This is a genomic window from Pseudovibrio ascidiaceicola (assembly GCF_900114245.1).
GTDB lineage: Bacteria > Pseudomonadota > Alphaproteobacteria > Rhizobiales > Stappiaceae > Pseudovibrio > Pseudovibrio ascidiaceicola.
The window spans coordinates 295,455-320,074 of record NZ_FOSK01000003.1 but is presented as its reverse complement, the minus strand read 5'-3'; the positions used below and the strand labels follow the sequence as shown (position 1 = coordinate 320,074).

Below are 24,620 nucleotides of genomic sequence, written 5' to 3'. Positions count from 1 at the left end.
TTTATATTCAACTCTATGGAAAGTTAGGGTATTAAGTTCGGGGTTGGATATAAAATGATTTGTTTGCAATAAGTATACAGTCTTAAATTACTTATTGGTGTCTTCAGGATGCGTGAAGTGCGTAACGATTGTTCTTTGTACTCCTTCGATATTGAAGGTAAGTGGCAATTGTTTTTAGGTGGAATTACTAGGCAGGTTCGCGCCCTTATTTTCTACGGTTTTGCGCTGTTTTGCTTTGTATGTTTCATCAATAATTCGCAGGCAGGTTTGGTGAAGCGAGAGATTATCGGGTTGTACGATAGCCTTCGTGAAGCGGAGCCATCTGCAACGGCAATACATAATTTCCTTGAGATGCCATTGAACCATCTTGGTTATTCGATCCGGTATGTTGACGTGAATGCGGGTTTGCCGAAGGTGAGCCAAGCGGAAAACGCGGCGGCTGTTGTGAGCTGGTTTCAGGGTGCATTGGTTGACCCTGATTTATATTTTGAGTGGGCTGATAAGCAGGCGAGTTCTGGACTGCAGTTTCTTGTGTTTGGTGAGACCGGAATTCGTGATCTGGAGGAGGATGGAGCAGCGTTGAATCTGTTTCTGCGGCATCTGGGGCTTCGGTTTGAGACGGGTTTTGTGATGCTGACAAGCGCCTCGTCAGAGCTTCGTCTGGATTCAGAACTGGTTGCCTTCGAGCGGCCCTTTTACAAGATACTTCCGGGATACTCACTGGTTACGCGCATATCCCCAGATGGGCTGTCGATTGCTTCCGTTCAGCCGCCCGTGCGTGTCGCGGCGGAGAGAACAGAGTTGGCGTTTATTGGAGCTGGAGGAGCTTATGTTCAACCCGGATTTGCGATTGCCACAGACGATGTGCTTAACCGGCAGAAGTGGTTGATTGATCCGATTGGATTTCTTCAACGTGCGCTCAAACAGGAGCGCTTTCCTATTCCGGATACGTCGACGCTGATGGGGCGCCGAATTTACTTTTCGCACATTGATGGCGATGGTTGGAACAACATCTCTTATTCCTCCAAGTATCAGGGACAAAAGGCATTATCCGGCGAAGTGATGCTGCGAGAACTGATCGAGCCCTATCCTGATTTACCAGTCACTTATGGTTTGGTGACGGCGGATGTCGATAGGAGTGAGGGAGGCGATGATCGTGGCGTTGGTCTGGTCAGAGAGTTGTTTGCTCTTCCGCAGGTGGAAGTGGCCAGCCATACCCATTCGCATCCGTTTCATTGGGCTTTCTATCGGAATTATGACCGTGCAAAAGAGCTGGCGCTTATTCGTGAGAAGAATGTTGCGCAAGAGCCAGCTGCCGTAGGGCCTGTAAGCTGGCTTTCCAGACGTTTCTTTGGTGAGAGTGGCAAGGCTTCTTTCAAGAACTATCTGGCACAGAATGTGTCTATGCCTCGCTATTACATGCGCAAGCCGTTTTCGCTTGTGGGGGAGATCGGCGGTTCTCTTGCTCAGGCTGAGAGCTTTGCACCGAAGGGCAAAAAGGCGAAGTTGTTCTTGTGGTCTGGTGACACGCAGCCGTTTGAGGAAGCACTCGCGCATACACGCATGCTTGGTGTTTACAACATGAATGGCGGTGACACACGGTTCGACCGGGACTGGCCTTCTCTGAGTTATGTGGCCCCCTTATCCCGTCAAGTTGGCGCAGAGCGGCAGATCTATGCTGTCTCCAGCAACGAGAACACATATACGAATGATTGGACGGGGCCGTTCTATGGATTTTCTCAGTTACATCAGACGGTTGATAATACTGAGAGCCCGATCCGGTTGAGGCCCTACAATGTGTATTACCATACATATTCTGCGGAACATGACGCATCGCTCAGAGCGGTTCGGAAGCATTTGGACCGTGCGCGTGATGGGGCTTATCTGCCCATTTTTGCCTCGCAGTATGCAGCGATTGCGAATAGCTTTTTTGGGGTGAAACTCTATCAGACTAGTGATCGCAGCTGGCTTGTTTTGAACCGGGGGCGTCTTCAGTCGTTTCGTTTTGATGATGCAAGACAATGGCAGATTGATTTAGCGAAGAGCAAAGGTGTTATTGGTTCTAAACACCACCAAAACTCGTTGTATGTCTCGCTGGATCCGGCAGTTCGTGTCCCTGAGATTGTGCTGAACTCATCGCATAACGCAGGCGATGAGCATGTCGCCAGCATCACGGAAGCCCGATGGCAGGTTTCCGATTTGGTGCGCCAGCCTTGTCGTATTGGTTTTCGTGCATTTGGGTTTGGGGCTGGGGAGTTCCAGTTTCGTGGACTGTCTTCGAGCCTTTATCGGGTGAAGGTGAGGAGAGAGAATGAGCTTGTCTTGAGTGATGACGTTCAGCCTTTGCCAGATGGATCTTTGCGTTTGGATCTGGCTGTATCCGGCATGGAACCGTTGGATATTTCATTGATATGTAAAAACTGGGCTTCGACAGCACGCATGGCGGTGAAGGGGAGGCAGCCATGATCCGCTTCCTCAAGTATCTGTCGCTTTATCTGCTGTTTCTGGGGATCGGTTATGCGCTTGTTCCGGGGCAAACAGAGAAGATTGCCGTCCAGATTAAAGAGCAAAAGTATCATGAGGCTCGGAAGCATTTGCTGGCCTCATTTGAGGAAGACGACAGTAGCCCGGAGGAGTTTCTTCAGCTTGCAGAAATTGCAGAGCAACTGGGGTTCGTTGAGGAAATGCACCGCATGCACGAGGCGTATATTGAACGCTCCCCTGATGATCTTTGGGTGCTGCGTAAGATTGAGCTTTACCATCGATTGGCAGGTGACTTTCGGGGATACGTGGAGACCTTAAAGGCGATTGCACGGTTGAGCGATGAGCCTGAGGATCGTGATAAGTTGCTCGCTACATTGCAGTTTGAAGGGCTTTATGAGGAAGAGCTCTCAGAGCTTTCCTTCTTTGAAGCCAAAGGGGTGTTGAAGCCTAAACAGCTCGGCCGGTTGGGCATGTTGCACTTTCAGGGAGAGAGGATGGAAGAGGCTGCTGCGGCTCTTGCCATGCATCACGAAAGTGCTTCTTTAGCACCTAAGCACTGGCCTGCACGTTTGGCTTATTTTCATAGTCTGCTTGAAATTGGTGACTTTCTCAGAGCCGAAACTGTTGCTCTCAGTCTGCGAGAGACCAAGGAGCCTTGGGCAGATTTTGACTTCCGGAGCGAGTTTTTGCGGTATGGCCGCGATGAATACATGCGGGAGGCCGAGGTGCCTGAGGGGCTAGCCACCATTTTGTCTTGTGTCATCAGACCCAAGGAGGGTGATCAAGACTGTCCATGACATCGTCATTTGAGAGGCTCTAGCTGATGCTTTTGAAGATGCACCAGCCTCAGTTGTTGGCGTCTCTAATGCTCTCGGCTACGCACTGCCGCGGATGACCAGTTCAGGTTCTACCACGACAGACATTTCCTTCTGGTCCGGGTCTGCAAGGCGGGCTTCCAGTGTGTTCATGAGGTTTTGGACAATCTCATCGATTGGATTGGTTGCTGCGGTGAGGTCAAAGCAGGGCCAAGCTGCCATTGGCATGTTGTCCGACCCAACAACGGCAACATCTTCCGGAACGCGCAGGTTCAATATGGATTTTGCTGCATTCAAAACTCCAAGAGCTGCAGCATCAGAGACACAGTAGAAAGCGTCGGGTGGATTATCACTTTGCAGAAGGTTCAATGCTGCCTGCAGGCCGCTTTCGAAATCAAACCGGGTTTGTGAAATGCCGTGGGGTTGGAGGCCCGCTTCGCCTAGTGCTTCCAGATATCCTTCGCGGCGACCAGTGTCCGCTGTGATGCCTTCAATACCGCCGATGTACGCAATCTTTTTACACCCGCGTTTGATCAGATGCCGTGTACCGAGTAAGCCGCCACGTTTGTAGTTCAACCACACACAGTCTGCGCCTTTTACGGTTGGACCCAGTCCTGTGTAGATCAGCGGCACGTGCATTTTCTTACTGTTCTCGATCACTTGCAGATCCACCGTACCAGCACGGACTATGGCGGCTGAGACTGGATACATCAGCGCTTTGCCAAGTGTTTCGGCAATATTTTCTTCTTCCTCAGAGCGAATTTGAAGGGCCCATTTTCCGCGCTTTTGCAGGGCGGTCGACAAGCGATTGAAGAAGTCTTTGTCGTACATGCCATCGGTGTTTCCAAAGACGACAGCTACCAGATCTGATTCTTGTTTGATGAGCGAACGTGCAAGTGCGTTGGGGCGATACCCCAACTCAGAAGCGACTTTTAAAATGTGATCGCGAGTCGCTTTGTTGAGGCGATTCTCTGCTGTGAACGCACGGGAAACGGCAGAGACAGAAACGCCTGCGGCACGTGCAACATCTTTACCTGTCAGTCTTTTCATCGCTTCTTACTATCTTGGATGATTGTCATTTTAACTTCAAAGAAGTCGCTTAGAAGACCTCTATTGCAATCGATTGCCAAAACTCATAGCATAATGCTTTGGTTGCTTAAAGGGGGGCAAGTTTCCGGAATGGTTGGCGTAGGAATCGAAATCGAAAAGCTTTGTGTTGGTTACGACAAGACCCGTGTTCTTCATGACATTGATCTTGAAATCAACTCTTCTGAGTTTGTTGCGCTGCTGGGTTCATCCGGCTGCGGAAAGACAACTCTTCTGAAAAGTCTCTCCGGTTTCATCAAACCCATGTCGGGACAGATCCGCGTTAACGGGAATGATGTTGCACAGTTACCACCCGAGCAACGCAACATGGCAATGGTGTTTCAAAGTTATGCGCTGTGGCCTCATATGACGGTTCGTCAGAACATGGGGTATGGCCTGAAGCTGCGTGGGATGTCCAAGGAGCAGATCAACCGGAAAGTTGATGAGCTGTTGACGCTGCTGGGACTTGCGGACTTTGGGGACCGCAAAGTACCCAACCTGTCTGGTGGTCAGCGTCAACGTGTGGCCCTTGGCCGTGCACTGGCCGTCGATTCCCCGATCCTGTTGCTGGATGAACCGCTTTCCAATCTTGATGCACGCATTCGCTTGTCCATGCGGCATGAGATCCGTTCTCTGCAACAGCGTATGGGGCTGACAGCTGTGCATGTGACCCATGACAGGGAAGAGGCGATGGTGATGGCTGATCGCATTGTTATTCTCAATGGAGGGCACATTGCGCAGGTGGGCACACCGCTGGAAGTTTATGAGCAGCCAAAGTCCAATTTTGTAGCGACTTTTATGGGTGCTGAGAACGAAATTGCCCTCAATGTTGAGCGTGCAAATGGAACTTTGAGCATTGCAAGGCAGGAAGCCGTCAAGGCTGCCAGCTTGAGCGTTTCAAACGAGATTGGTGATGGAGGTGTGAACTGGCAGGCATCAGCTGCCGGATCTGTTCGGGGGCGTTTCCGCTCCAGTGCAGCACATTTGCGTGCCGATGAAGCCGTACCTGAGGGGCATTTGGCTCTGGCCGGTAGGGTGACACAACTCAGCTATCCGGGGGGGGTATTTCGCTACGAAATAGAAAGCGCCGGGCAGCTCTACATGATCGACGATCCTTGTCGATATGCAGTTGGCGATGTGGTGACGATCTGCGTGCCAGCTGGTGGGCTTCACCTTTATTCCGAGGCGGCCTGACACCTTTTTTAACGTGAATAGAACTTTTTTCTCAACGATCTTAACCCAGGAATTTTGAGTGATGACACTTAAGTCAGTTCTTACAGGTGCAATCTCAAGTGCTGTGATTGCTGTTGCCCTGCCTGCGTCGGCTGAAACCCAGTTGAACGTGATGACTGGCGGCTCCCAGAACATGGTTGAATATGTGACCGACTATCTGGGCCCGCTTTTTGAAGAAAAATACCCAGGCGTGAAAGTTCGCGTCACTGGGACCGGTCCGGGAGATGCTGGTTCTCAGAAAATTCTTGAGAAGCTGGAAGCGCAGTCTGCCGCGGGTAAAGAGCAGTGGGACATCGACGTTATCGTTGCTGCACAGAAGAAAACTGGTGAGATGAAAGAAAAAGGCCTGCTGGCTGATTTCCGCAATAACATCGAAACCGGCAAACTGGTTACGCGTGCGACTGCTGAAAATGCGCTTGGCGTTTATGTTGGTGGTTATGTGATGCCAATGTTCCATAGCCAGACGGCGATTGCTTACAATCCGGCTTTGGTGCCAAACCCACCAGAGTCTTATGACGAGCTGCGTGCATGGGTAGAGAAGTACCCAAAACAGTTCGGCTATAACGGCATCAAAAACGGTATGTCCGGCGTCGCGTTTGTGACTGGCTGGATGTACACCTACGCTGGCGATACCAAGACTTTGCAAAGCGGTCCGTATGATCCGGCGAAGAAAGACACCTGGGCGCAGGCTTATGCTGATCTGAAAGCGTTCAACGAGAACGTGACTTTCACTCCGGGTAATGCTGGTACTCTGGACATGTTGAACCGTGGTGAGATCGTCATGGGTCCGGTTTGGGTCGACATGTTCTATTCCTGGCAGGGCGATGGCCGTATTCCACCAAATCTGAAGCTGAAACTGATTGCTCCGGGTATGCCTGGTCAGCCTTACTACTACGCAACACCAGCGAAGGCTGCGAACAAAGATCTGGCTGAAAAGTTCATCGAGTTGGCAACCAGCCCTGCTGTGCAGGCCGAAGGAATTGTGAACCGCTTCAACTGGTACCCAGGCATCGATGCAGACCACGTGAAAGCAGCTTTGGACGAGGAAGTGTGGACCAAGCTATTCACTGACGTCACACCTCTTGAACTTGCTCAGAAGGGTAAACCGTTCCCGATTGGCCCTTACTTTGACGACATCAAAGAAGGCTACGAGAAGCAGGTTTCTAACTAAGCACATCTGAGAGAAACCGGGAGAGGCGGCCTGTCTCTCCCGGCATGTTTGGTTTTGGTGAGAGGTGGTGTCCATGAGTGGACAAAGTATGTCAGTTGGGCCGGGTCGGATGGGAGCAATATTACTTGTTGCACCTGCATTGTTGATGATCGGCTTTTTGTTTGTTTATCCCTTTGGCTATTCTGTGGTTTCAGCCTTCACAGACAATGGCGAAGGCAGCTGGCATATCGCCAATTTCACCAAGGCTATTGAATTCTATTCCAAAGATATTCTGTTCACGATTGTGATTGTCAGCCTGTCTACGGTTGTTATCGGCGTGCTGGCTGTTGCAATTGCGGGCTATCTGACGCTTGGCGAAAACCCGACGGCTGTTGCAGTCCTCAAGTGGCTTTATCGGTGGCCGTTGTTTATTCCGTTTATTGTGAGTGCGCAGTTGATGCGCACCTTCTTGGCGAAGAACGGGATGATGAACAACATCCTCACAAGCTCCGGCATCATTGAACCATTGGCCGCCCAGAGCTATCTGGACTGGCGAGGGATTGTGATTACCTTTGTCTGGAAGCAAACGCCGTTTGTAGCACTGCTTGTTGCGGGCGCTATGGCTTCCATTGACCGCACCACGATTGATGCTGGCCGGATTTTTGGGGCTTCCCGACTACGCATTCTGATTGAGCTTGTGGTACCGCAGATTGCGACGACCCTGATGGTTGGATTGATCCTGTCTTATGTGGTGATGCTGTCTGTTCTTTCTGTGCCGCTCATGATCAACGCGCAGTCGCCGACTATGCTGACTGTTGATATGGCGTGGCGGATCAACTCCTACGGCGACTATGGTGTCGCTAATGCGCTGGGCATCATGTCCTATCTGTTCACCGGGGTGGTTGCGTGGTTCTATCTGCGTCAGAGCCTGAAAGATAAGGGAGCATAAGATGGTGCAAGCTGCTCTTTCTTCCACTTGGGTGCGCACAGTTACCCGCGTTCTCACCATGAGCCTGCTGGCTTTTGCGATCTTTGGTCCAATCACCAACATGCTTTTGTGGGCTGTTGCTGAGGTGTGGTACTTTCCTTACAAGCTGCCTTTGGAGTACGGCTTTTCCTTCTGGGAACGGGTTTTCCGCCCTGAGGGCAATGCGACTGAGGCCTTGTTCTCCAGTATCTGGATTGCACTGCTGACTGTGGTGGTCAGCCTGGCGATTGCCATTCCAGCTGGATATGCTTTGGCGCGTGGGAAAATGCCTTTCCGCTATCTCATCATGCTGCTGTTTCTATTGCCGCAGGCCTTTCCGGCGGTTGCTGTACATATGAATGTTGCGCGCATTTTCTATGGATTGGATCTGACTGGTTCAGTTGCTGGTGTTGTGCTGGTTCACGCCAGTCAGGGGCTTGTGTTTGCAGTATGGATTGCAACGGCTGCCTTTGCTGCTGTGGATGCGGAACTAGAAGCTGCTGCGCGTAACATGGGGGCAGGGCGTTGGCGGACGTTTACGGACGTGACATTGCCGCTGGCTCTGCCGGGTGTCATGGCGAGCGCGATCTTTGTGTTCCTTATCTCCATGGATGAGTTTACCGGAACCTACTTTGTTGGTGCGCCGGACGTGGTGACGCTGCCGATGTTGCTGTTTACCTCCAGCATGGAAGGCAACTATCAGATCGCGTCCATCTCCTCCCTGATCCTGCTGGTGCCATCCGTCGGCTTCATGCTGTTTATTGAGCGGTTCCTGAAAGCGGACGTGCTTGCGAAGGTGGGGAACTGAAATTGTTCCTTACCTCAAATGTTGTACCCAGGTCTCAAAGCGGCGGCCTTCGGTTTCTTCTTTTGTTGCGTGAGCAAGAAGCGCTCCTTTTTGCTCACGTGCATCGCTTGGAGACATGCCGAAGCGTTGCTTGAAAAGGCGGCTGAAGGAGCTTTCGTTGGTAAAACCGTATTCCTGCGCAATCTGATAGATCGACGTGAATTTATTGGTTGATGACAGGATTGCACGGGCAACCGCTCTTAATCGATACTGACGGATGTAGGAGCTTACGCCGCCCAGTGGTTCAAATAAAACGTAGAGGTTTGCTCGGGTAATTCCTAAGGATTTGCAGAGGTAGGCGGGGGTGAGATTAGGATTGTTCAGGTTTGCTTCGATAATCCGGCGGGCTCTGCCAAGGAGAGCTATCTTGATGCCGGATTGCTCCTGATCACTGTGACGTTCGTTTGATTGTAAGCAAGCAGCAAGAAGTCCGATAGAGGCGGGTATTATGGCCTGTGCTTGCTCGTAGCTCATGGATAAGCTTTGCTTTGCAAGCAGGCAGATGTGTTCCTTGAGAAGCGTCACCAATGGATCTGCCGCGTGCAGAATAGAGTTGTGCAGGTCTGCAGCATCTTTCACAAGAGGGTCTAACTTCGAGCGCGGAATGAGCATTGTGAAGTTTGAGTAGGCGGTTTGAGTTGAGAACGCCTCTTGAGAGAGGTCGACAAAGATGCAGTCACCTGGCTTGGATTGGTGGCGGGTTTTATTAGACCAGAACTCACCACTTCCAGATTTCTTTATGAGTAACAGATAGTGATCAAGGCCGTCGCGGGCCATTGCTGCTGAGCTGCGATTGGCGAGATGGCTTTGTGCTTTCGCGTCGGACAGGATGACGTTTTCCAGCAAAACCGATTTGATGTCACCAAAGAATGTCTGCCTGCTCTGTTTGCAGCTTGCTTCAACCTCATAAAGGCAACCGAGGCTCTCTCGCCAAAGATCAAACCGCTCGTGTTGTTCTACAACATTTAATGAGAAGTGATTTCGGGGAAGAGTAGATGCATCACTTTGTTGCGCATTCATCAAAAGGCTTTCAAAAAAAGGCGATAAGAAACTCTAAATACGAGAGTAAAGCGAAAAACATGTGTCATGCAAATTGTGGGTTTTAAACTTGTGCCTTTATCATGAGCAGGTGTGCTTCCTTATCCATCCGGGAGGCTGCTTTCTTCCGAATTTTTAGGGAAAGTATTATACAATTCAGATTGTTACGTGGTAACCGAGCAGTTACATCTGCTGTGGGATGTTCCGAGGATGTATCCTTCATAGGTGTAGTCGAATGCTTCAGCCTTTTTCACGGTTCAACCGCCGCTTAATTTTGATCGGATACGGTCAAAAGCTCTTTCAGGTCTCCTAATGGTAGTCAGGCAAGGCTGAGTGATGCCGATGGAAATGAATGCACTGCTTGTACTTCTCATTGAAGACGACATGGATCTGGCGGCGACGGTTGGTGATTTTTTGTCTTTTGAGAATATCGAATGTGACTTTGCCTTTAATGGTCAGGCAGGCCTCGATAGCGCACTGAAAAATCAATACGATCTTATTTTGCTTGATCTCACGCTGCCTAAGGTTGATGGGCTATCGGTTTGTCAGCAGTTGCGAGCACAGAACATCACCTGTCCGATCCTCATGCTGACTGCGCGTGATGCGGTGAGTGATCGCGTTGCCGGATTTGAAGCGGGTGCGGACGACTACCTGATCAAGCCCTTTGCCTTTCCTGAGTTGGCGGTACGTATTCGTGCTTTGCATCGCAGGAGTAAAGGCCATTGTAATGCAGTTACAATCGGGGATCTGGAAGTCAATTTGAGTGCTCGGCAGGCGGTGCGAGCTGGGCGTCAGTTAAAACTGTCACCGACTGGATGGATCTTGCTTGAGCAACTGGTTCGCAGCACCCCCAATGTTTTGAGCAAACAAGAGCTTGAGAGAGCTGTTTGGGGTGACCAGGTACCTGCCAGTGATAGTCTTAAAGTGCACCTTTATAAACTTCGCCGCCAAGTCCAGCGCCCTTTTGAAACGCAGCTTTTGCATACAATTGCGGGCTCCGGCTTTGTATTGAGGCCCTGAGGGAAGTGTCAGATGTTTCTATTTAGGCGAAAAAGAAAGAAGGCAAAGACCCTGAAGAGGGAGCTGCGCAACTGGCTGCTTGCTTTCGTTGGTTTGCTTGTCATCGTCTATACGATCGGTCTGTTTTCTTATCTGATTGCTGGGTTGAAGTTATCAAATAAGGTTGAGCTAAAGAGCTTTATACTTGCCTATGAAAAAGCATTAGAGAAGCAGCCAGCACACTTGCCTCCTGAAGACGCAAGGATCTTCTCGACCTTCAAATATGAAGATCTGCCAGAGATGGTAAAGAAGGCTTTTCCAAAAGATGAAATTGAGCTTGGCCATGCTGATATCGAACCAGTTGGTGAAAGCGGGAGAGCTCCAGAATTCGTCATCTTTTTCCTGGCTGAGCGTCTTAATGATGGTCGTACGCTCTATGTTGTTCGCATGTTAAAATTCAATGAGAATCTGGATACTGGGGGGATTCTGGATTTTGATTTTCTTGAGCGCGTCATGTTTGTTGGTGGCGCTATTATTCTTGTTCTTGTGTTTCTGTTGTCGCAGTTCCTTAATCGTCGTATCAATCGCCGCATTGCTTCATTGCAAGAATGGGCTGATACGTTGAATGAGACGAGTGCAGTCGAGCGACGGCCCGATTTTCATTATGATGAACTGAATAAAATTGGTGATCATCTGAGTGGTGCTGCGCGGAGACTGGGACGATTTGTTGAAAGAGAACATTCCTTCCTGCGTCATGCCAGCCACGAGTTGCGGACCCCGATTACGATCATCTCTGGCAGTACCAGTGTCATGGAGAAGATTGCGACAGATGACAAGCAGCGCAAAGTAACTGCGCGGATCAAACGTGCAAGCCATTCGATGGAAACAATTGTGGCGACGTTGTTGTGGCTGGGGCGGGAACAGGAACCTAATCCGGACTTTGAGAAAGTGGATCTGTCGGCACTTCTTGATGAAGTGATTGAGGATCATAAATACTTGCTTTGCGGGAAGGACATTGTGCTGAATGTGAACCTTCCAGCTCTAACTGTTGACGCGCCCAAGGTACCATTGAGCATTATTGCAGCGAACATCATTCGCAACGCTTTCCAGCACACACAGTATGGCCAAATTGATATTTCGGTTAGTGCTCAGAAAATCGTCATTTCCAACCAAGCGGCTGACCTTTCAGAACAGGAAAGTGAGATTGTTTTTGAGGAGAGTTATGGTGTTGGTCTGTCGCTTATTCGCCGGATTGCAAGCCGTTTGAACTGGACATTTCAGATAGAGCAGATTGGCGATCACGTCACGACACGTTTGATTTTTTGACGGATGTATCTGGAATAGTGTGTAAGCATAGAAGTGATTATTTATTAATAGGTTACGTCGTTACTCTGCGATAATCCCCATTGGGATATTTCTCCCCTAAGAATTTATAGGGGTTAGGATATGCGGTCTTTATCGCACATGCTCATTTTTGCTGCATCGGGTATTTTGCTGGCAAGTTGCGCAACCGGGTTGAGCACTCAACGGACGACGTTTACGGAAGAAATGGCCGTGAAACAGACACCCGCTGAGTGGAACCAAGGTACGTCTTCTCAAGCGCAAAACCTCTCGTCACTGCTTGCATTGAGTAGTGACAAGAAGCTGAACACACACGTGGATGCGGTGTTGGCAAACAACATCTCTCTTCGTCAGTCAGTGCTTGATTTACAAAAAGCAGAGCTGGAGCGAGATAAGGCATCTGGTTCACTTTGGCCAACACTAACATTTAACAGCAGCTCAGATCGACAACGCTCAAAGTCTGCCCAAGGGACGTCTTATGCCAGTTCTGTTGGCGGAGACCTCACCGTTAATTGGGAAGCTGATCTTTGGGGCAAGCTTTCTGATCGCGCGCGCGCATCTGGCCGGACCCTGAACGCGAGCGAACATGATTTGCAGGCGGCACGGGCTTCTCTTGCAGCGCAAGCGATGCGGAACTGGGTGCAGCTCACTGCATTGGAAAAACTGGCTGATCTGGATCGTTCCCGCATTTCCAGCTTAGGGAACACTGAGCAGATCATTTCTGATCAATTTACGCGTGGCATCGGGGAGCTGAGTGATTTGGAAGCGGCACGATCTGCCACCGCCAATGCGCAATCCGATCTGGCTGATCGTAAGCTGCAGATTGATCAACTTAAACGGCAAATGCAGGTTGCTGCCAGCCAGATGCCGAACACTCATTTTCGAACTGGTAGCTTGCTCCCCAACGTCAAGCTGCCTAAAGGCGCCATGCCAGCCACCACACTTGGACGGCGGCCAGATCTTTTAGCTGCTTATGAGCGGGCTGCAGCTGCGGACCTGCAACATAAGGCGGCTTATAAGGACTTGCTTCCGTCTTTTTCTGTCAACTTTACTGCAAGTGATCAATCTGCAAGTCTTGCAGATTTGTTGAATGGAGGTCCGGCATGGCGTCTCCTTGGTTCTCTGTCTGCACCAATACTGGATGGCGGCAACCGCCGGCTCACAGCAGAGCAAGCTGATCTGGATGCTGCCCGCCTTTGGCTGACTTACCGTCAGACGTTATTAACGGCTGTTATGGAGGTGGAAAATGGCCTTCAGAATGAACAAACATTACGTAGCCGCGAGCAGATTCTAGGCCGAGCGCTGAAACATTCTCAAAGCAATTATGAGCAATACGAGCGAAGGTATCGTGATGGTCTGACCGATATCGTGACCTTGCTGTCTGCGGAGCGTGATGCATTTGCTGCCCGGCAGGCGGTGGTCAACATCCGCAGCAGCAGAATGCAAAATCGTGTTGATCTGGCTGTTGCTTTTGGCATCGGCCTTTAGGCGGGCACTTTTATTCCTTCTCAAACTAACAAGCAGTTCCCAATATGCGTAGTACCCTTCGACCATTTTTGGCTTTCGGAGCATATCCTTCGAAAGCACTTCAGGCTGTTTGCCTTTCGATGCTGGCTCTTCTGGCTGGGTTGGCTGCTTCACAGCCTATTATGGCACAGGAAGCCACAACACCTACTTTGCCACGGCCTTTGGTCTCAGTGGTCACGCGAGAGGCCAGCCCCGAGGCTGTTGAGTTTACAGTCTTTGGTGCTGTGAGTGCGCACTATCAGCAGCAATTGACGAGTGAGGTGACGGGCCGGGTTGTGGGTCTATCCTCGCAACTCGAACCGGGTTTGATGCTCACAAAAGGCGATGTTCTGGCTGAGATTGAGGATAGCAGCTATCGGGCAGCACTGGCGACTGCTGAAGAAAATCTTGCTAGTTCAGAGCTCTCCTTGTTGCAGGAAGAGCAGCGCGGCAAGCAAGCGGAGCTGGATTGGGAACGGGCGAACATCAAAGGAAGAGAAGCTTCTCCGCTGGTTTTGCGAAAACCGTTTTTGAAGCAGGAGCAATTGAAGCTCAAAGCTGCTGCGGCCAATCTGGTAGAAGCACAGCGTAACCTTGCAAACACCCGCATTGTAGCTCCGTTTGATGCTGTCGTGATCTCGCGGAGCATTGCGCCTTCCAGCTACGTTACTGCAGGTACGCAAATTGCCGAGATTTATTCGACCGATACATTGGATGTTGAGGTGGCTCTGACGCCTGTTCAATGGCAATTGCTGCTGACCGAGAAGGGTAATTCTCTCAGTGTCAATGAGATATCGGCACGCGTGTTGAATGAGGCTGGTGTGGAATGGCCCGCCAAGATCACTTCAATTGGGGCAACTGCGAATGCTCAAACACGTCAGCAATCCTTGCGATTGCAGATTGAACCTCGCAATGCACAGGGCACTGTCATGCGCCCGGGTACATTTGTGCGTGTGATGCTCATAGGGCGAGAGATTCCAGACATAGTCATGGTTCCGGCATCCGCCATAACCTCTCAAGGATATGTCTGGACAGTTTCTGATGACAGCCAGTTGGAACGGCATCTTGTGACGCCTTTGTTTACCCGTGTTGACGAGGTGGCTTTGGATGTGAGCGCGTTCCCTTCGCGAGGGCCCTGGAAGATCGTGGTGAACCCGATCAGTCGTTATCTGCCACAGCAGATTGTAACCACTCAGGCTGCGGAGTAAGCCATGCAACAGAGTAACCACAAAGGGTGGATCGCCTGGTTTGCGCACAACCCGGTTGCGGCGAACCTGCTTATGATCTGCATTTTTGTTGCTGGTGTTTACACGGCAATGAACATTCGCACTGAGGGTTTCCCGGGATTTGAAGCCAATCAAGTCACCATCAGCGTTGAATACAAATCAGGTGCTGCGCAGGAAACCGAACGTGGTGTGACGGAGAAGATTGAGCGTGCATTGACGGGGACCGAAGGTATTAAAAAGGTCACCAGCACCTCCACGGCGAGCAACTCTTCGATTGTAATTGAAAAGTCGTCAGGCACTGATCTGGATAAGCTTCTTTCGGACATCAAAACCAAGGTGGATGCTGTTTCTCTTCCTTCCACTGCTGAAAAGCCAGTTGTGGTGCGCGCGGAAGAGATTGAAGACGCCATTCAAGTTGAGCTCTATGGTGATGCGGATCCAGATGTTCTGGATACTGTTGCACGACGTATCAAAGATCGCTTACTTGAAGACGCACTGATCCCTTCTGTCACCATCAGTGGCGAGCGGATACAGGAGATATCGATTGAAGTGCAAGAAGAAGCATTGCAGCGGTACAAGCTCAGCTTCGATGAACTGGTTCGGCAGGTAGGTAACTTCTCGCTCATTTCTCAGCAAGGCAGTTTGAAGAGTGAAAACGGTAGGATCCTAATCAAAGCTGACAGGCAGGGTTATTTTCTGCAAGACTTTGAAAGCATTCCGGTTGTGACTCTTTCTGATGGCACCGTTGTGCGATTGCAGGATGTTGCAAAGATTACGGATGCTTACACGGATGATCGCTCAATCTACCGCTATCAAGGACTACCTGCCAGAAAGCTGAGCGTGCAGCTGATCGGGAAAGCCAATCTTATTCCTGCTGCAGTGCGAGCACGTGAAATTATCAATGAGGTTGAAGCCGAAGACAGCTTGCCCACGAACATCAAGTTTGATTTTTGGGAGGACGAGAGCGAGAACATCTCAGACCGTCTTTCGCTGATGATGAAAAACGGCCTGATGGGGATGGGGCTTGTACTTGTCACTCTAGCGCTATTTCTCAACTTACGTACGGCTTTTTGGGTTGCGATGGGACTACCAATCGCTTTCGCAGGCGCACTCACTTTGATGGGAGATTCCTTTTGGGGAATGACACTCAATGAGATGACCACGTTTGGGTTCATCATTGCGCTTGGTATCGTGGTTGATGATGCGATTGTGGTTGCTGAGAGCGCACATAGTGTGACTGAGAAAGAAGGCGATGGGATTGATAACGTCATCAAGGGCGTCAAACTGGTCGCCACACCTGCAATCTTTGGTGTGCTGACGACAATTGCTGCTTTCTACCCAATCACGCTGGTGACTGGACGGCTGGCGGAAGTGTTCTCGGTGTTCTCCTGGGTGGTGGTCTTCTGCCTTGTGTTTTCGATCATTGAATCCAAGTTCATTCTGCCTGCGCATCTGGCTCATCTGAAGCATAATGCAAAGCCTGCTAATCCGCTTTCTCGTGGTTGGAAGGTTATTCAGAACGCTGTCAGCGGCGGCTTGGAGCGGTTTAAGCAAAGTGTTTATCGCCCCTTGGTGAAGCTCAGCCTCAGAATGCGTTATCTGTCTGCCTTGTGCTTTGTGGTGCTCTTTGTGGCGGTGGTCTACATGGTGCCTTCTGGGATTGTGCGTGTTGTGTTCTTTCCAGAGATCCCACGTCAAATCGTGACTGCGACCTATAAAGGCGAGCCTGACCTTGGTTATGGGCGACTGTTTGCTGAAGCGAACCGGATTGAAGCGGCGGCTCATGAATTGAAAGCGCAGTTGGATGCTGAAGTAACGTCTGGTGTTTCTCCGATCACTGGCATTGAGATGCAGGCCAGTGACGATGGAAACGTGACTGTGCTGGCAATTGCTACACCGCCAAGCGAGCGTGACATTACCGCAAATGAGATTGCAGAGCGCTGGCGCAAGCTGGTTGGACCTGTTGAAGGGGCGCAAACGATTAAGTTTGCGGCTGATGACTTTGATTTTGCTGATTTCAGAGTGGAGCTACTACTGGATGATGTTGATCAGTTGATTGCGGCTAGTCAGTACGTTGAGGATAGGCTCTCAACCCAGAACGGCGTTTTGTCGGTTACCAATGACTTCAGGGCTGTGCGTGGGCGATTGAACATTGAACTCACTGATTATGGACGCTCCGTTGGCCTGACGACCTCTGCCATTTCTGAGCAGGTGTTTCAGGCTATCGGCGGCGCAGAGATACAGGAGTTCCAGCGGAACCAGCAAGAGGTGAAGGTTAGGGTGCGTTACCCAGAGGCGCAGCGGAGCTCTGCTGCAGCCTTGCAAACGCTCTATGTTCGCACTCCGGCTGGTGATCCTATCTTGCTGTCCTCCGTTGCAAACTTGCATTCTGATCTGACTGTAGATGAGATCTATCGCAGTTCACGCAAGCGGGTGGCGACACTGGATGCGCAGATCAATAAAGACGAAATCGCCGCTGATGCATTGGTTACCTATTTCAATCAGGAAATCTTGCCAGAACTACAGGCAATGTATCCCGGTGTTGCCGTTGATTTTGGGGGAGAGGTTGAACAGCAACGGGAAGCAATTGGTGGGCTGATGACTGCCTTTGGAATTACGATCATCGCGATCTATGTTCTGCTTGCGGTGCCGCTCAAGTCTTACACCCAGCCGATTGTGGTCATGATCGCTATTCCGTTTGGTATTACGGGAGCGATTATCGGGCACTGGATTGTTGGTATCCCCGTTTCCATCCTCAGCATCAACGGGATACTTGCTCTCAGCGGTATTGTGGTGAACGACAGTCTGCTTCTGGTTTCTGCCTTTAATGACAATAGGGCTGTCGGTATGCCAATGCGTCAGGCTCTTGTTGCAGCAGGAACTCAGCGCATGCGTGCCGTGATCCTAACCTCGACGACCACGTTTGCCGGGCTGGCACCAATGATCTTCGAAACCGCTGAACAGGCTCAGTTCCTCATTCCTGCAGCGGTGTCCTTGGGCTTTGGAATTCTATTTGCAACCTTGATCACCTTGTTCCTGATCCCAACGTTCATGATGATCCTGGCTGATGTCGGGAGATTCAAAGCGGGGGTGATGAGGTTGTTTTTTCCAAGGCCAGAAGCTCCGAAAACACCTGAAGTTTCGGTTGCTGGTGAGTGAATGCAGGAAGCCTGAGGCTGATCTCAGTTAAGAAAACTGGTGCAAGCAAACGGTGTAAGCTGTTTGCTTGCTTTTTTTTGCATGGCATCACTAGAAGTAAGAAACTTGAGTGCAATAATCATAATAATGTTGTGCTATTAGGTGATAAAGATATTTGATCCGTTTGGCTGCAGAAGTTGCTGCACTCCTCCTTTCTGGGAAAAGAATATGCTGAAAAAAGCAATGAATGCGTTTGCGTTTGCGATCACCTACAGTGCACTTACTCTTGCCAGTGAAGCTGCTTCTGGGCAGAGCGGAGGCAATGAAAGTAAACTGGCTGAGAAGGTTCCGGTTGAGCTTTTGATGACAGATCATCCTCTCGTGGATACGGTCTGGGATTTGAAAACAGGCAAGCAAATCTCTCAGGCTGAACTGTGGAAGCGTGCTGCCGACAAAGATCATATTTTGGTTGGCGAAAAACACGACAATCCGCGGCATCATGAAATTCAAGCTGAAGCTCTCAAGCAAATGGGTGCTGCTGGCCGTAACCCATTTATTGTTATGGAGATGATTGAGCCAAAGTATCTTAAGTGGTTGAAAGAGCTTAAGCCTGAAGATGTTGCAGGATTAGCCGAAAAGCTGGAATGGGAACAGCGCGGTTGGCCAGCATGGCATATGTATGAGCCGATCTTCAATGAAGCGGCAGAGTTTGGCATGCGTGTTGTGCCGGGGGCACCTGAACGGGAGCTGCTTCTTAAGGTCGGTCAAGGGAAGCAACCTTCTGAAGAGAACGCCAAGAGCTTCAGATGGAACCAGCAATATAGTGAAGAGCAAAATAACAGTCTGCTGGATGAGCTTGAGCGCTCGCATTGCGGCGTTGTACCTCGCGAGAACCTAGGACCAATGGTGGGGATGCAACGCATCAAAGATGCCTCAATGGCATCGTTCATGCGGACAGCAAAGAACTCTGAGCGTGGTTCCATTCTGATTGCAGGGAATGGCCATACCCGTAAGGACCGCGGTGTTCCATGGTGGCTTGATAGCAAAGATAGCACACTGAATCTTGCGGCTGTTGAGGTGGGCGCTGGCAAAGATCAACTGAGCGACTACAGCCTCGCTGATGTAAACCGGTTTGATTACGTCTGGTTCACCGGCAGAGTTGAGACGACTGATCCTTGCGAAAAGTATGCTGAACTGCTGGAAAAAATGGGTAAGAAGCATACTCCGAAGAAATAGCGTTCAGGGCTGGCTTGAGGTTTAGTGAACTGGCTGTAAGCGAGAAGCAATTAGTTATTATCAGGACAGGTTATCAGCAGTGTAAGTTAACTGGAAAAAAGGCTGCAATTACAGAATTGCTACAATTTGAATTGACATGTTCTATTTATGCAACTCTAGATGGTGCTGTTTTGTCGGTTCTAATTTTGGTTATGGAATGAAGTATACACGTTTGTTTGTTTTAGGTTTGGCCCTGCTTGCTGCCGGTTGCCAAACAGTGACGGTTCAACAGGTGCAGTTTGACAAAAAACCAACAGCTGCACATAAGAAAATACTGATTAATGCAGTAAAAGAGAATTTTTATGATCCGTACAGCATTCGAGATGCTGAGCTTTCTAATCAATTAAATTTTTCTAACGGAAGTATTGGTTACTGTGGACGTTTAAACGCTAAAAATACGTTTGGAGGCTACACAGGGCGACTATATGTTCGAGTGATCATAAAGGGCAGCCTTATTATGCATTATCAATCAAATAGTATCTGGTGCAAGGCGAACCAAAGTCAGATTAAGTGGAATAGATTTCCCGAACTTGAGAGGCTTTAGCCGCAAGTTCGAGGGGCCATTATCGACCTAGAGGGCGCTTGTTGAGCGCCCTTCACGCATCAAGATGTTATATGAGGCACCAGCTTCTGTTGAGATTGATTGGATTTTGGGTGCTACTAAGGATGAGCTGAGCGAGATTGCAGATCAGGAGTTCTAATAACCGCTATCATGTTACAGCATCCAACCTGGTATTTTCCTGCTTTGTTAGTCGCCTCGGTCAGCCTCGCGTTGCGTTTTCCGCAAGCAGAGGGCGACGGAAATGGTCTATTTCTTGCTAAGTCGTGTGCTGAATTGGGAGATTGGTAATAACTGCGCGAGTGGAGGCAATGTCACTGCCGAATGCCACAGAAAAGCGCTAGCAGATACCCATGAACTTCGTGGCTCGCAATGTCTAGAATAAGTGATACTTGAGTGAAGCGTTTTTTGATTTGAAAATAGTGAATTGAAAAGTGTTTAGAAGCGCTTTGGGATCTAAAAACAAAAAAGACACCTTACGGTGCCTTGTCGTCTCGATCTTCGTTTGAAGAGAGATGGTAGCGAGGGAGGGACTTGAACCCCCGACACGCGGATTATGATTCCGCTGCTCTAACCAACTGAGCTACCCCGCCATCCGGTGCGCTATGTTGCGGTGTTGACCGCCGCGCTGTGAAGGGGTGTATAAGGCCCCAGAGGGATGGCGTCAAGCGTTCTTAGGTAAGTTTTGTGGAAATATGATCTCTTGTGAAAAACTCCATGAAAACCTAGGGTTAATGCCAATTTCGTAGAGCAATAACTGCCAGTTGTAGTTGTCAGGAACAAGAAAATCTCATTTTTTGCCAAGTTGGAAATTCTGGAGTAGCTTTTCTAGGATTTGTGGAGTGGTGTCGTGTTGGGGCTGAGCAAGGTACAGGCTAGAGAGCTCAAAATAAAACGCCCCGGTGACGATCAGGTCAGGCGGGGCGGTTTGAATAATTCGGTTAGTTGGCAATGCTTTAGCTTGCAGGAAAGCCTGCTGCTTCCCAGCCTTTTCCGAGCAGTGCTTTGAGGGCTGCTTCTGCGCCTTCTTGCTTCTCGGCCCGCTGAATCCAACCGCCGCCGAGAACGCGTGCTTCCTGACCGTCTTTGTCGAAGAAAACGCAAGCCTGGCCTGGGGCCACGCCGAATTCGCCTGCTACCAGCTCGACAAAAATGTTTTCGCCGCTCTTGCGCAGAATGGCTTCTGTTGGTGGGCGGGTAGAACGCACCTTTGCATAAACTGTGATGCCGTCTTCCGGCAGATCATCCAGTGTACCTGGGCCAATCCAGTTTACTTCGCGCAGTAGTAGGTTGTGGGTTGCTAACGCTTCTTGCGGACCAACAATCACGCGTCGTCCATCTGCATCCAGATGAACAACATAGAGAGGGTCACCAGTTGCAACTCCGATACCGCGGCGCTGACCGATGGTGTAATGGATGATGCCATTGTGTCGGCCAAGAATGCGGCCATCCACATGCACGATATCACCTGGTTCTGCTGCGTGCGGGCGAAGCTTGGCAATAACGTCTGTGTAGCGGCCTTCCGGCACAAAGCAGATGTCCTGACTGTCATGCTTGTCAGCAATTGCCAGTCCAAACTCATGCGCAAGTTCGCGAACTTCTGGTTTGGTCATGCCACCTAATGGGAAGCGCAGAAAATCGAGCTGTTCCTGTGTTGTTGCGAACAGGAAGTAGCTTTGATCACGGTCCAGATCGACAGGACGGAACATGGCAAGCTGATTGCCTTCCACGCCTGTACGGACATAGTGACCTGTGACCAGGACATCAGCGCCCAAGTCCTTGGCAGTTTCCAGAAGGTCTTTGAACTTGACGGTCTGGTTACATGTTACGCATGGAATCGGTGTTTCGCCATTGATATAGCTGTCCGCGAAGCGTTCTATGACCTGCTCTTTAAAGCGGGATTCATAATCCAGAACGTAATGCGGAATGTCGAGTTTTTCTGCAACACGGCGGGCATCGTGGATGTCTTGCCCGGCACAGCAAGCGCCCTTGCGTTGGATTGCTTCGCCATGATCGTAGAGCTGTAGAGTGACGCCGACCACATCATAGCCTTCGCGTTTCATCATTCCGGCAACAACCGATGAATCAACGCCGCCTGACATGGCAACAACCACCCGTGTGTCTTCTGGGCGGCCGGGCAGGCCAAGACTGTTTAGCATTCCAATTACCTCATCCTGTAGGCGCGTTTAAGTGAGAGCCGTATCTATAACATCACGAGCAGATTTCAATCCTGGGAGACATTGAAGTCTGAAGCGCAGATTAGTTTCTTTTGCTTGCTTAGTGCTTGCTGCGCTCTGGCGATGGCTAAACGCGGGCTCTCTTTTAAACGCTTCGCATGCGTACGCTTCGAGCGTGCTAGTTGGCGGGAATATACCTAAAACTCGACGGAAGGCCAATCTTTTTGATTGATGTTTTTACTTGCTGGGCATTTGTTGCCGAGGCAGGGGCAATAAATGATCTTGTTGTCTGTTCTTTGAAATGTTGAATTTAATTTATCTATTTGAAATTGTTTATATTTTCTTGGTTATGTGATTGGCCCGCTAATTGCATATCTGCGCGCAAGATGTCTTGACCATCGTTGCTGATGGTGTGTGCTGCGTAGTTTGAGGAATATATGTCGCAATCTGCTTTGCTGAGTTTAACCGGTCCTGTTCAGCCGCAAACGCCTTTAGGCCCCATTGTGGGGCAAGGTGGTAATGCGCTGCTTGGTGAGAGTGTGCTCGGCCAAAATGCCGATACTTTCTCCGGTCTGCTCGCCAAAGCTTCTGAGGGAGATGGTGCAGCGGCAACTGCAGTGGATCTCTTCTCTGGTGCTTTAACTACTGGCGGCGATCTACCGGCTTTAAGTCCAAATCTCATCAAGGATGAAAATGGTGAGAGTACAGTTGCTGGTTTGGCTGGTGATCTGCCGCTTTCCACTGTTTCTCAGGTTCCATTGTCAGGCGCGGTTCCGGGATTGGGGGCAGTTGCGACCACTAATGATGAAGCGCGTCGTGTCAATGGTGGCGAAGGGAAAACACCTTTTGTTGCTTTGCCACAAAATGTCCAGGAAGTAGGCAGTCAGCCAGCCTTAGCGGAGAAAGCAAGCGGAGCGGAAGTCGATCAGCCGGTCACTCATGTCCAAAACGCTGCTCCTGTTGCAGGTGAGGGTGAGGCTATCTCTTCCAAGACAGGTGAGAGTGCAGTTGCAAATCTTGGTACCTTACAGCTGGCGGAGCGTGGTGGGCAGATCTTGCCGCAGGCGGATGATAGACCGGTAACAGCTCTGGCGGGTGCTGCTGCTCAAGAGGCAGGCGTTGTAAGTGCTGCGCAGGAATCTAAAGACAACACTCGTAATGCTTCAGGCTTGCAATCGGGCGTAACGTCCGAGCGGCAGGTTACCACTGTCAAACAAAGAGATTCATCTGGGCCTCAGTTAAATGCGCTGGAACTCCCTGCTTCAGATCAAGTAGCTAAGGTTTCTCCTGAGCTGATTGCACGTTCTCCAGAGGTCTCTGAGCAGTCTCCGAACTCTGCTGCTTCACCACAAGTTCAGCCAGCGAGCAATGGGGTTAAGGCAGAGCAAGTCGCAAATATAGCTGGTAATCGTGCTGTCACGACTTCAGAGAGCGGAAGCGTTGAAACAACCGTTAACTCAGTCAGTGCTCCTGTCGAAAAGACCACTGCAGCGGCTCGTGTTGCGGTTGAGGCAGATGTCCGGTCATCTCAATCTGTCGCTGGTCGTCAGGTTAGTGAGCTGGCAACAGCGTCAGAAGTGAAGAGCCTCAAGGTTCAATCCGAGCCTGTGCAGGCGCAATCTGCTGAGGGTAAGGGAGCTGTTCAGACTACTCGCGGGGATGTTCTTGTTGCTGACGTTGAGGCAGACGCTTCCTTAGAAAAGCCGGTGCTTGTTCGACAAACTGATCGTGCAGGTTCAAGCTTTGTAGGAAACCAGCAACGAATAGCGCAACCTGCATCTGTTGACGGTGATGGTGACATCATTTTCCCGAATGTGACTTCTAAGCCTGATGCTTCTTCAGAAAAGAATGGCCAGGTTTCGCAGGTGCAGAAGGTTGTTGAAGTCGCCTCGGCGCAAGATCATGAAATCGGCGTTCGTTCTGCGGAACAGGTGAGCCGGACTGCTGCTGTGACCACAGCTGCGGCACCGATGGTTGGGAAAGACAAAGCCGCTGGTGGAGTTGTGCAAGTGACATCTAGCTCTGAAGCCGTCGCCGCGGTTGGTGATGCTCCCGAGACCGATGACCTTACTAGTGCTCTGACCAAGCCTGCAGAACAGACAGCATCTGCTGAAAAGAAAAATACTGCGTCTGCTGTCAGTATTCAGGTGAAGGTACCACAGGCAAATGAGCAGGCTGCCTCAACAACGGCACTCGGTTGGGGCTTGGCTGCCGGTCCATTGGATGGATCTGACACTGAATTTGATTGGGAAAGTTCTGAAGCAATCTCCAGCACTGCTGCACGTTCTGACACGGCATTCCGTTCAGTGGGTTCTCTGCCAACCTCTACACTGAGAAATGTTGCGAATGCTGTGTGGCCTGAGATTGCCCGGCAGGCAAGTGGCGGCGTTGATCGTTTTGAAATCCGGCTTGATCCCAAAGAACTGGGTGGAGTCGATGTTTCTCTTGAATTTAGTAAGGATGGCCGCGTACGGGCGCATTTGATTGTTGAGAGACCTGAAACTCTTGAACTTTTGCAGCGAGATCAACGTGGGTTAGAAAAGGCTCTTCAGGAAGCTGGGATCGAAAGCGATAAGAGCTCTCTTCAGTTCTCACTTGGAGGGCGTGGCTCGCAGACTTCAGATCAGCAAGAGAACCGACAGGCCAATGTTGGACAGCTGGATCGAGCGTCAGAAGGCACTGAGTTGCCAGATGAAAATTATCTTGCACATAACAACTTAAATAGTGCTGCCCGCGCTGGTGGACTGGATATCTCGGTTTGATGCCGCGCACGAGGATA

Annotated in this window: 17 protein-coding genes and 1 tRNA gene; 14 read left to right on the top strand and 4 right to left on the bottom strand. The window is 50.3% G+C overall.

Annotated features, from left to right (window positions below):
- The first annotated feature begins 270 nt into the window (after positions 1–270).
- Together BM231_RS08085 and BM231_RS08080 are read left to right on the top strand one after the other, a co-directional pair.
- Positions 271–2,466 (top strand): polysaccharide deacetylase family protein, encoded by a 2,196-nt coding sequence (locus BM231_RS08085; protein WP_208860184.1) that lies wholly within the window; start codon positions 271–273, stop codon positions 2,464–2,466.
- Positions 2,463–3,281 (top strand): tetratricopeptide repeat protein, encoded by an 819-nt coding sequence (locus tag BM231_RS08080; RefSeq protein ID WP_093518351.1) that lies wholly within the window; start codon positions 2,463–2,465, stop codon positions 3,279–3,281. Before BM231_RS08085 ends, BM231_RS08080 begins: the two co-directional genes overlap by 4 nt.
- Before the next feature lie 78 nt (positions 3,282–3,359).
- On the opposite strand, the gene BM231_RS08075 is transcribed toward BM231_RS08080, so the two are convergent.
- On the bottom strand, positions 3,360–4,349 hold the full coding sequence (locus tag BM231_RS08075) for a LacI family DNA-binding transcriptional regulator (protein ID WP_093518349.1): 990 nt from the start codon (positions 4,347–4,349) through the stop codon (positions 3,360–3,362).
- A 129-nt stretch (positions 4,350–4,478) separates the two neighbouring features.
- Here BM231_RS08075 and BM231_RS08070 point away from each other — a divergent pair, with 129 nt between their 5' ends.
- The 4 genes from BM231_RS08070 to BM231_RS08055 all read left to right on the top strand — a co-directional run bounded on the left by BM231_RS08070 (position 4,479) and on the right by BM231_RS08055 (position 8,543).
- Positions 4,479–5,579, top strand: a complete 1,101-nt coding sequence (locus tag BM231_RS08070; RefSeq protein WP_093518347.1) for an ABC transporter ATP-binding protein — start codon at positions 4,479–4,481, stop codon at positions 5,577–5,579.
- 61 nt (positions 5,580–5,640) lie between these two features.
- Positions 5,641–6,789: an ABC transporter substrate-binding protein gene (locus tag BM231_RS08065; RefSeq protein ID WP_093518345.1), complete on the top strand. Its 1,149-nt coding sequence runs from the start codon at positions 5,641–5,643 to the stop codon at positions 6,787–6,789.
- Between the two features lie 109 nt (positions 6,790–6,898).
- Positions 6,899–7,717 (top strand): ABC transporter permease, encoded by an 819-nt coding sequence (locus BM231_RS08060; protein WP_063290166.1) that lies wholly within the window; start codon positions 6,899–6,901, stop codon positions 7,715–7,717.
- Position 7,718: 1 nt separating this feature from the next.
- Positions 7,719–8,543 carry an ABC transporter permease gene (locus tag BM231_RS08055; RefSeq protein WP_093518343.1) on the top strand — a complete coding sequence of 275 codons (825 nt, stop codon included), beginning with the start codon at positions 7,719–7,721 and terminating at the stop codon, positions 8,541–8,543.
- 9 nt (positions 8,544–8,552) lie between these two features.
- On the opposite strand, the gene BM231_RS08050 is transcribed toward BM231_RS08055, so the two are convergent.
- Complete coding sequence (locus BM231_RS08050; RefSeq protein WP_093518341.1) at positions 8,553–9,602, bottom strand: helix-turn-helix domain-containing protein; 1,050 nt, start codon at positions 9,600–9,602, stop codon at positions 8,553–8,555.
- Positions 9,603–9,962: 360 nt separating this feature from the next.
- Here BM231_RS08050 and BM231_RS08045 point away from each other — a divergent pair, with 360 nt between their 5' ends.
- The 7 genes from BM231_RS08045 (at position 9,963) to BM231_RS08015 (ending at position 19,649) form a co-directional block, all read left to right on the top strand.
- Complete coding sequence (locus BM231_RS08045; protein WP_167550279.1) at positions 9,963–10,640, top strand: response regulator transcription factor; 678 nt, start codon at positions 9,963–9,965, stop codon at positions 10,638–10,640.
- 12 nt (positions 10,641–10,652) lie between these two features.
- Positions 10,653–11,945, top strand: a complete 1,293-nt coding sequence (locus tag BM231_RS08040) for a sensor histidine kinase (protein ID WP_093518337.1) — start codon at positions 10,653–10,655, stop codon at positions 11,943–11,945.
- Positions 11,946–12,065: 120 nt separating this feature from the next.
- Positions 12,066–13,448: a TolC family protein gene (locus BM231_RS08035; protein ID WP_093518335.1), complete on the top strand. Its 1,383-nt coding sequence runs from the start codon at positions 12,066–12,068 to the stop codon at positions 13,446–13,448.
- A 44-nt stretch (positions 13,449–13,492) separates the two neighbouring features.
- Complete coding sequence (locus BM231_RS08030) at positions 13,493–14,674, top strand: efflux RND transporter periplasmic adaptor subunit (RefSeq protein ID WP_093518333.1); 1,182 nt, start codon at positions 13,493–13,495, stop codon at positions 14,672–14,674.
- 3 nt (positions 14,675–14,677) lie between these two features.
- A complete protein-coding gene (locus BM231_RS08025; RefSeq protein ID WP_093518331.1) occupies positions 14,678–17,851 on the top strand; it encodes an efflux RND transporter permease subunit in 3,174 nt (1,057 codons plus the stop codon).
- Between the two features lie 207 nt (positions 17,852–18,058).
- Positions 18,059–19,066 (top strand): ChaN family lipoprotein, encoded by a 1,008-nt coding sequence (locus tag BM231_RS08020; RefSeq protein WP_093518329.1) that lies wholly within the window; start codon positions 18,059–18,061, stop codon positions 19,064–19,066.
- Between the two features lie 196 nt (positions 19,067–19,262).
- Positions 19,263–19,649 (top strand): hypothetical protein, encoded by a 387-nt coding sequence (locus tag BM231_RS08015; RefSeq protein WP_139226343.1) that lies wholly within the window; start codon positions 19,263–19,265, stop codon positions 19,647–19,649.
- A 531-nt stretch (positions 19,650–20,180) separates the two neighbouring features.
- Here BM231_RS08015 and BM231_RS08010 read toward each other — a convergent pair.
- A tRNA-Met gene (locus tag BM231_RS08010) sits at positions 20,181–20,257 on the bottom strand.
- A gap of 363 nt (positions 20,258–20,620) precedes the next feature.
- Complete coding sequence (mnmA, locus tag BM231_RS08005) at positions 20,621–21,823, bottom strand: tRNA 2-thiouridine(34) synthase MnmA (protein WP_093518325.1); 1,203 nt, start codon at positions 21,821–21,823, stop codon at positions 20,621–20,623.
- A 455-nt stretch (positions 21,824–22,278) separates the two neighbouring features.
- Between mnmA and BM231_RS08000 the strand changes: the two genes are divergently transcribed.
- Positions 22,279–24,603 carry a flagellar hook-length control protein FliK gene (locus tag BM231_RS08000; protein ID WP_093518323.1) on the top strand — a complete coding sequence of 775 codons (2,325 nt, stop codon included), beginning with the start codon at positions 22,279–22,281 and terminating at the stop codon, positions 24,601–24,603.
- Positions 24,604–24,620: the final 17 nt, after the last annotated feature.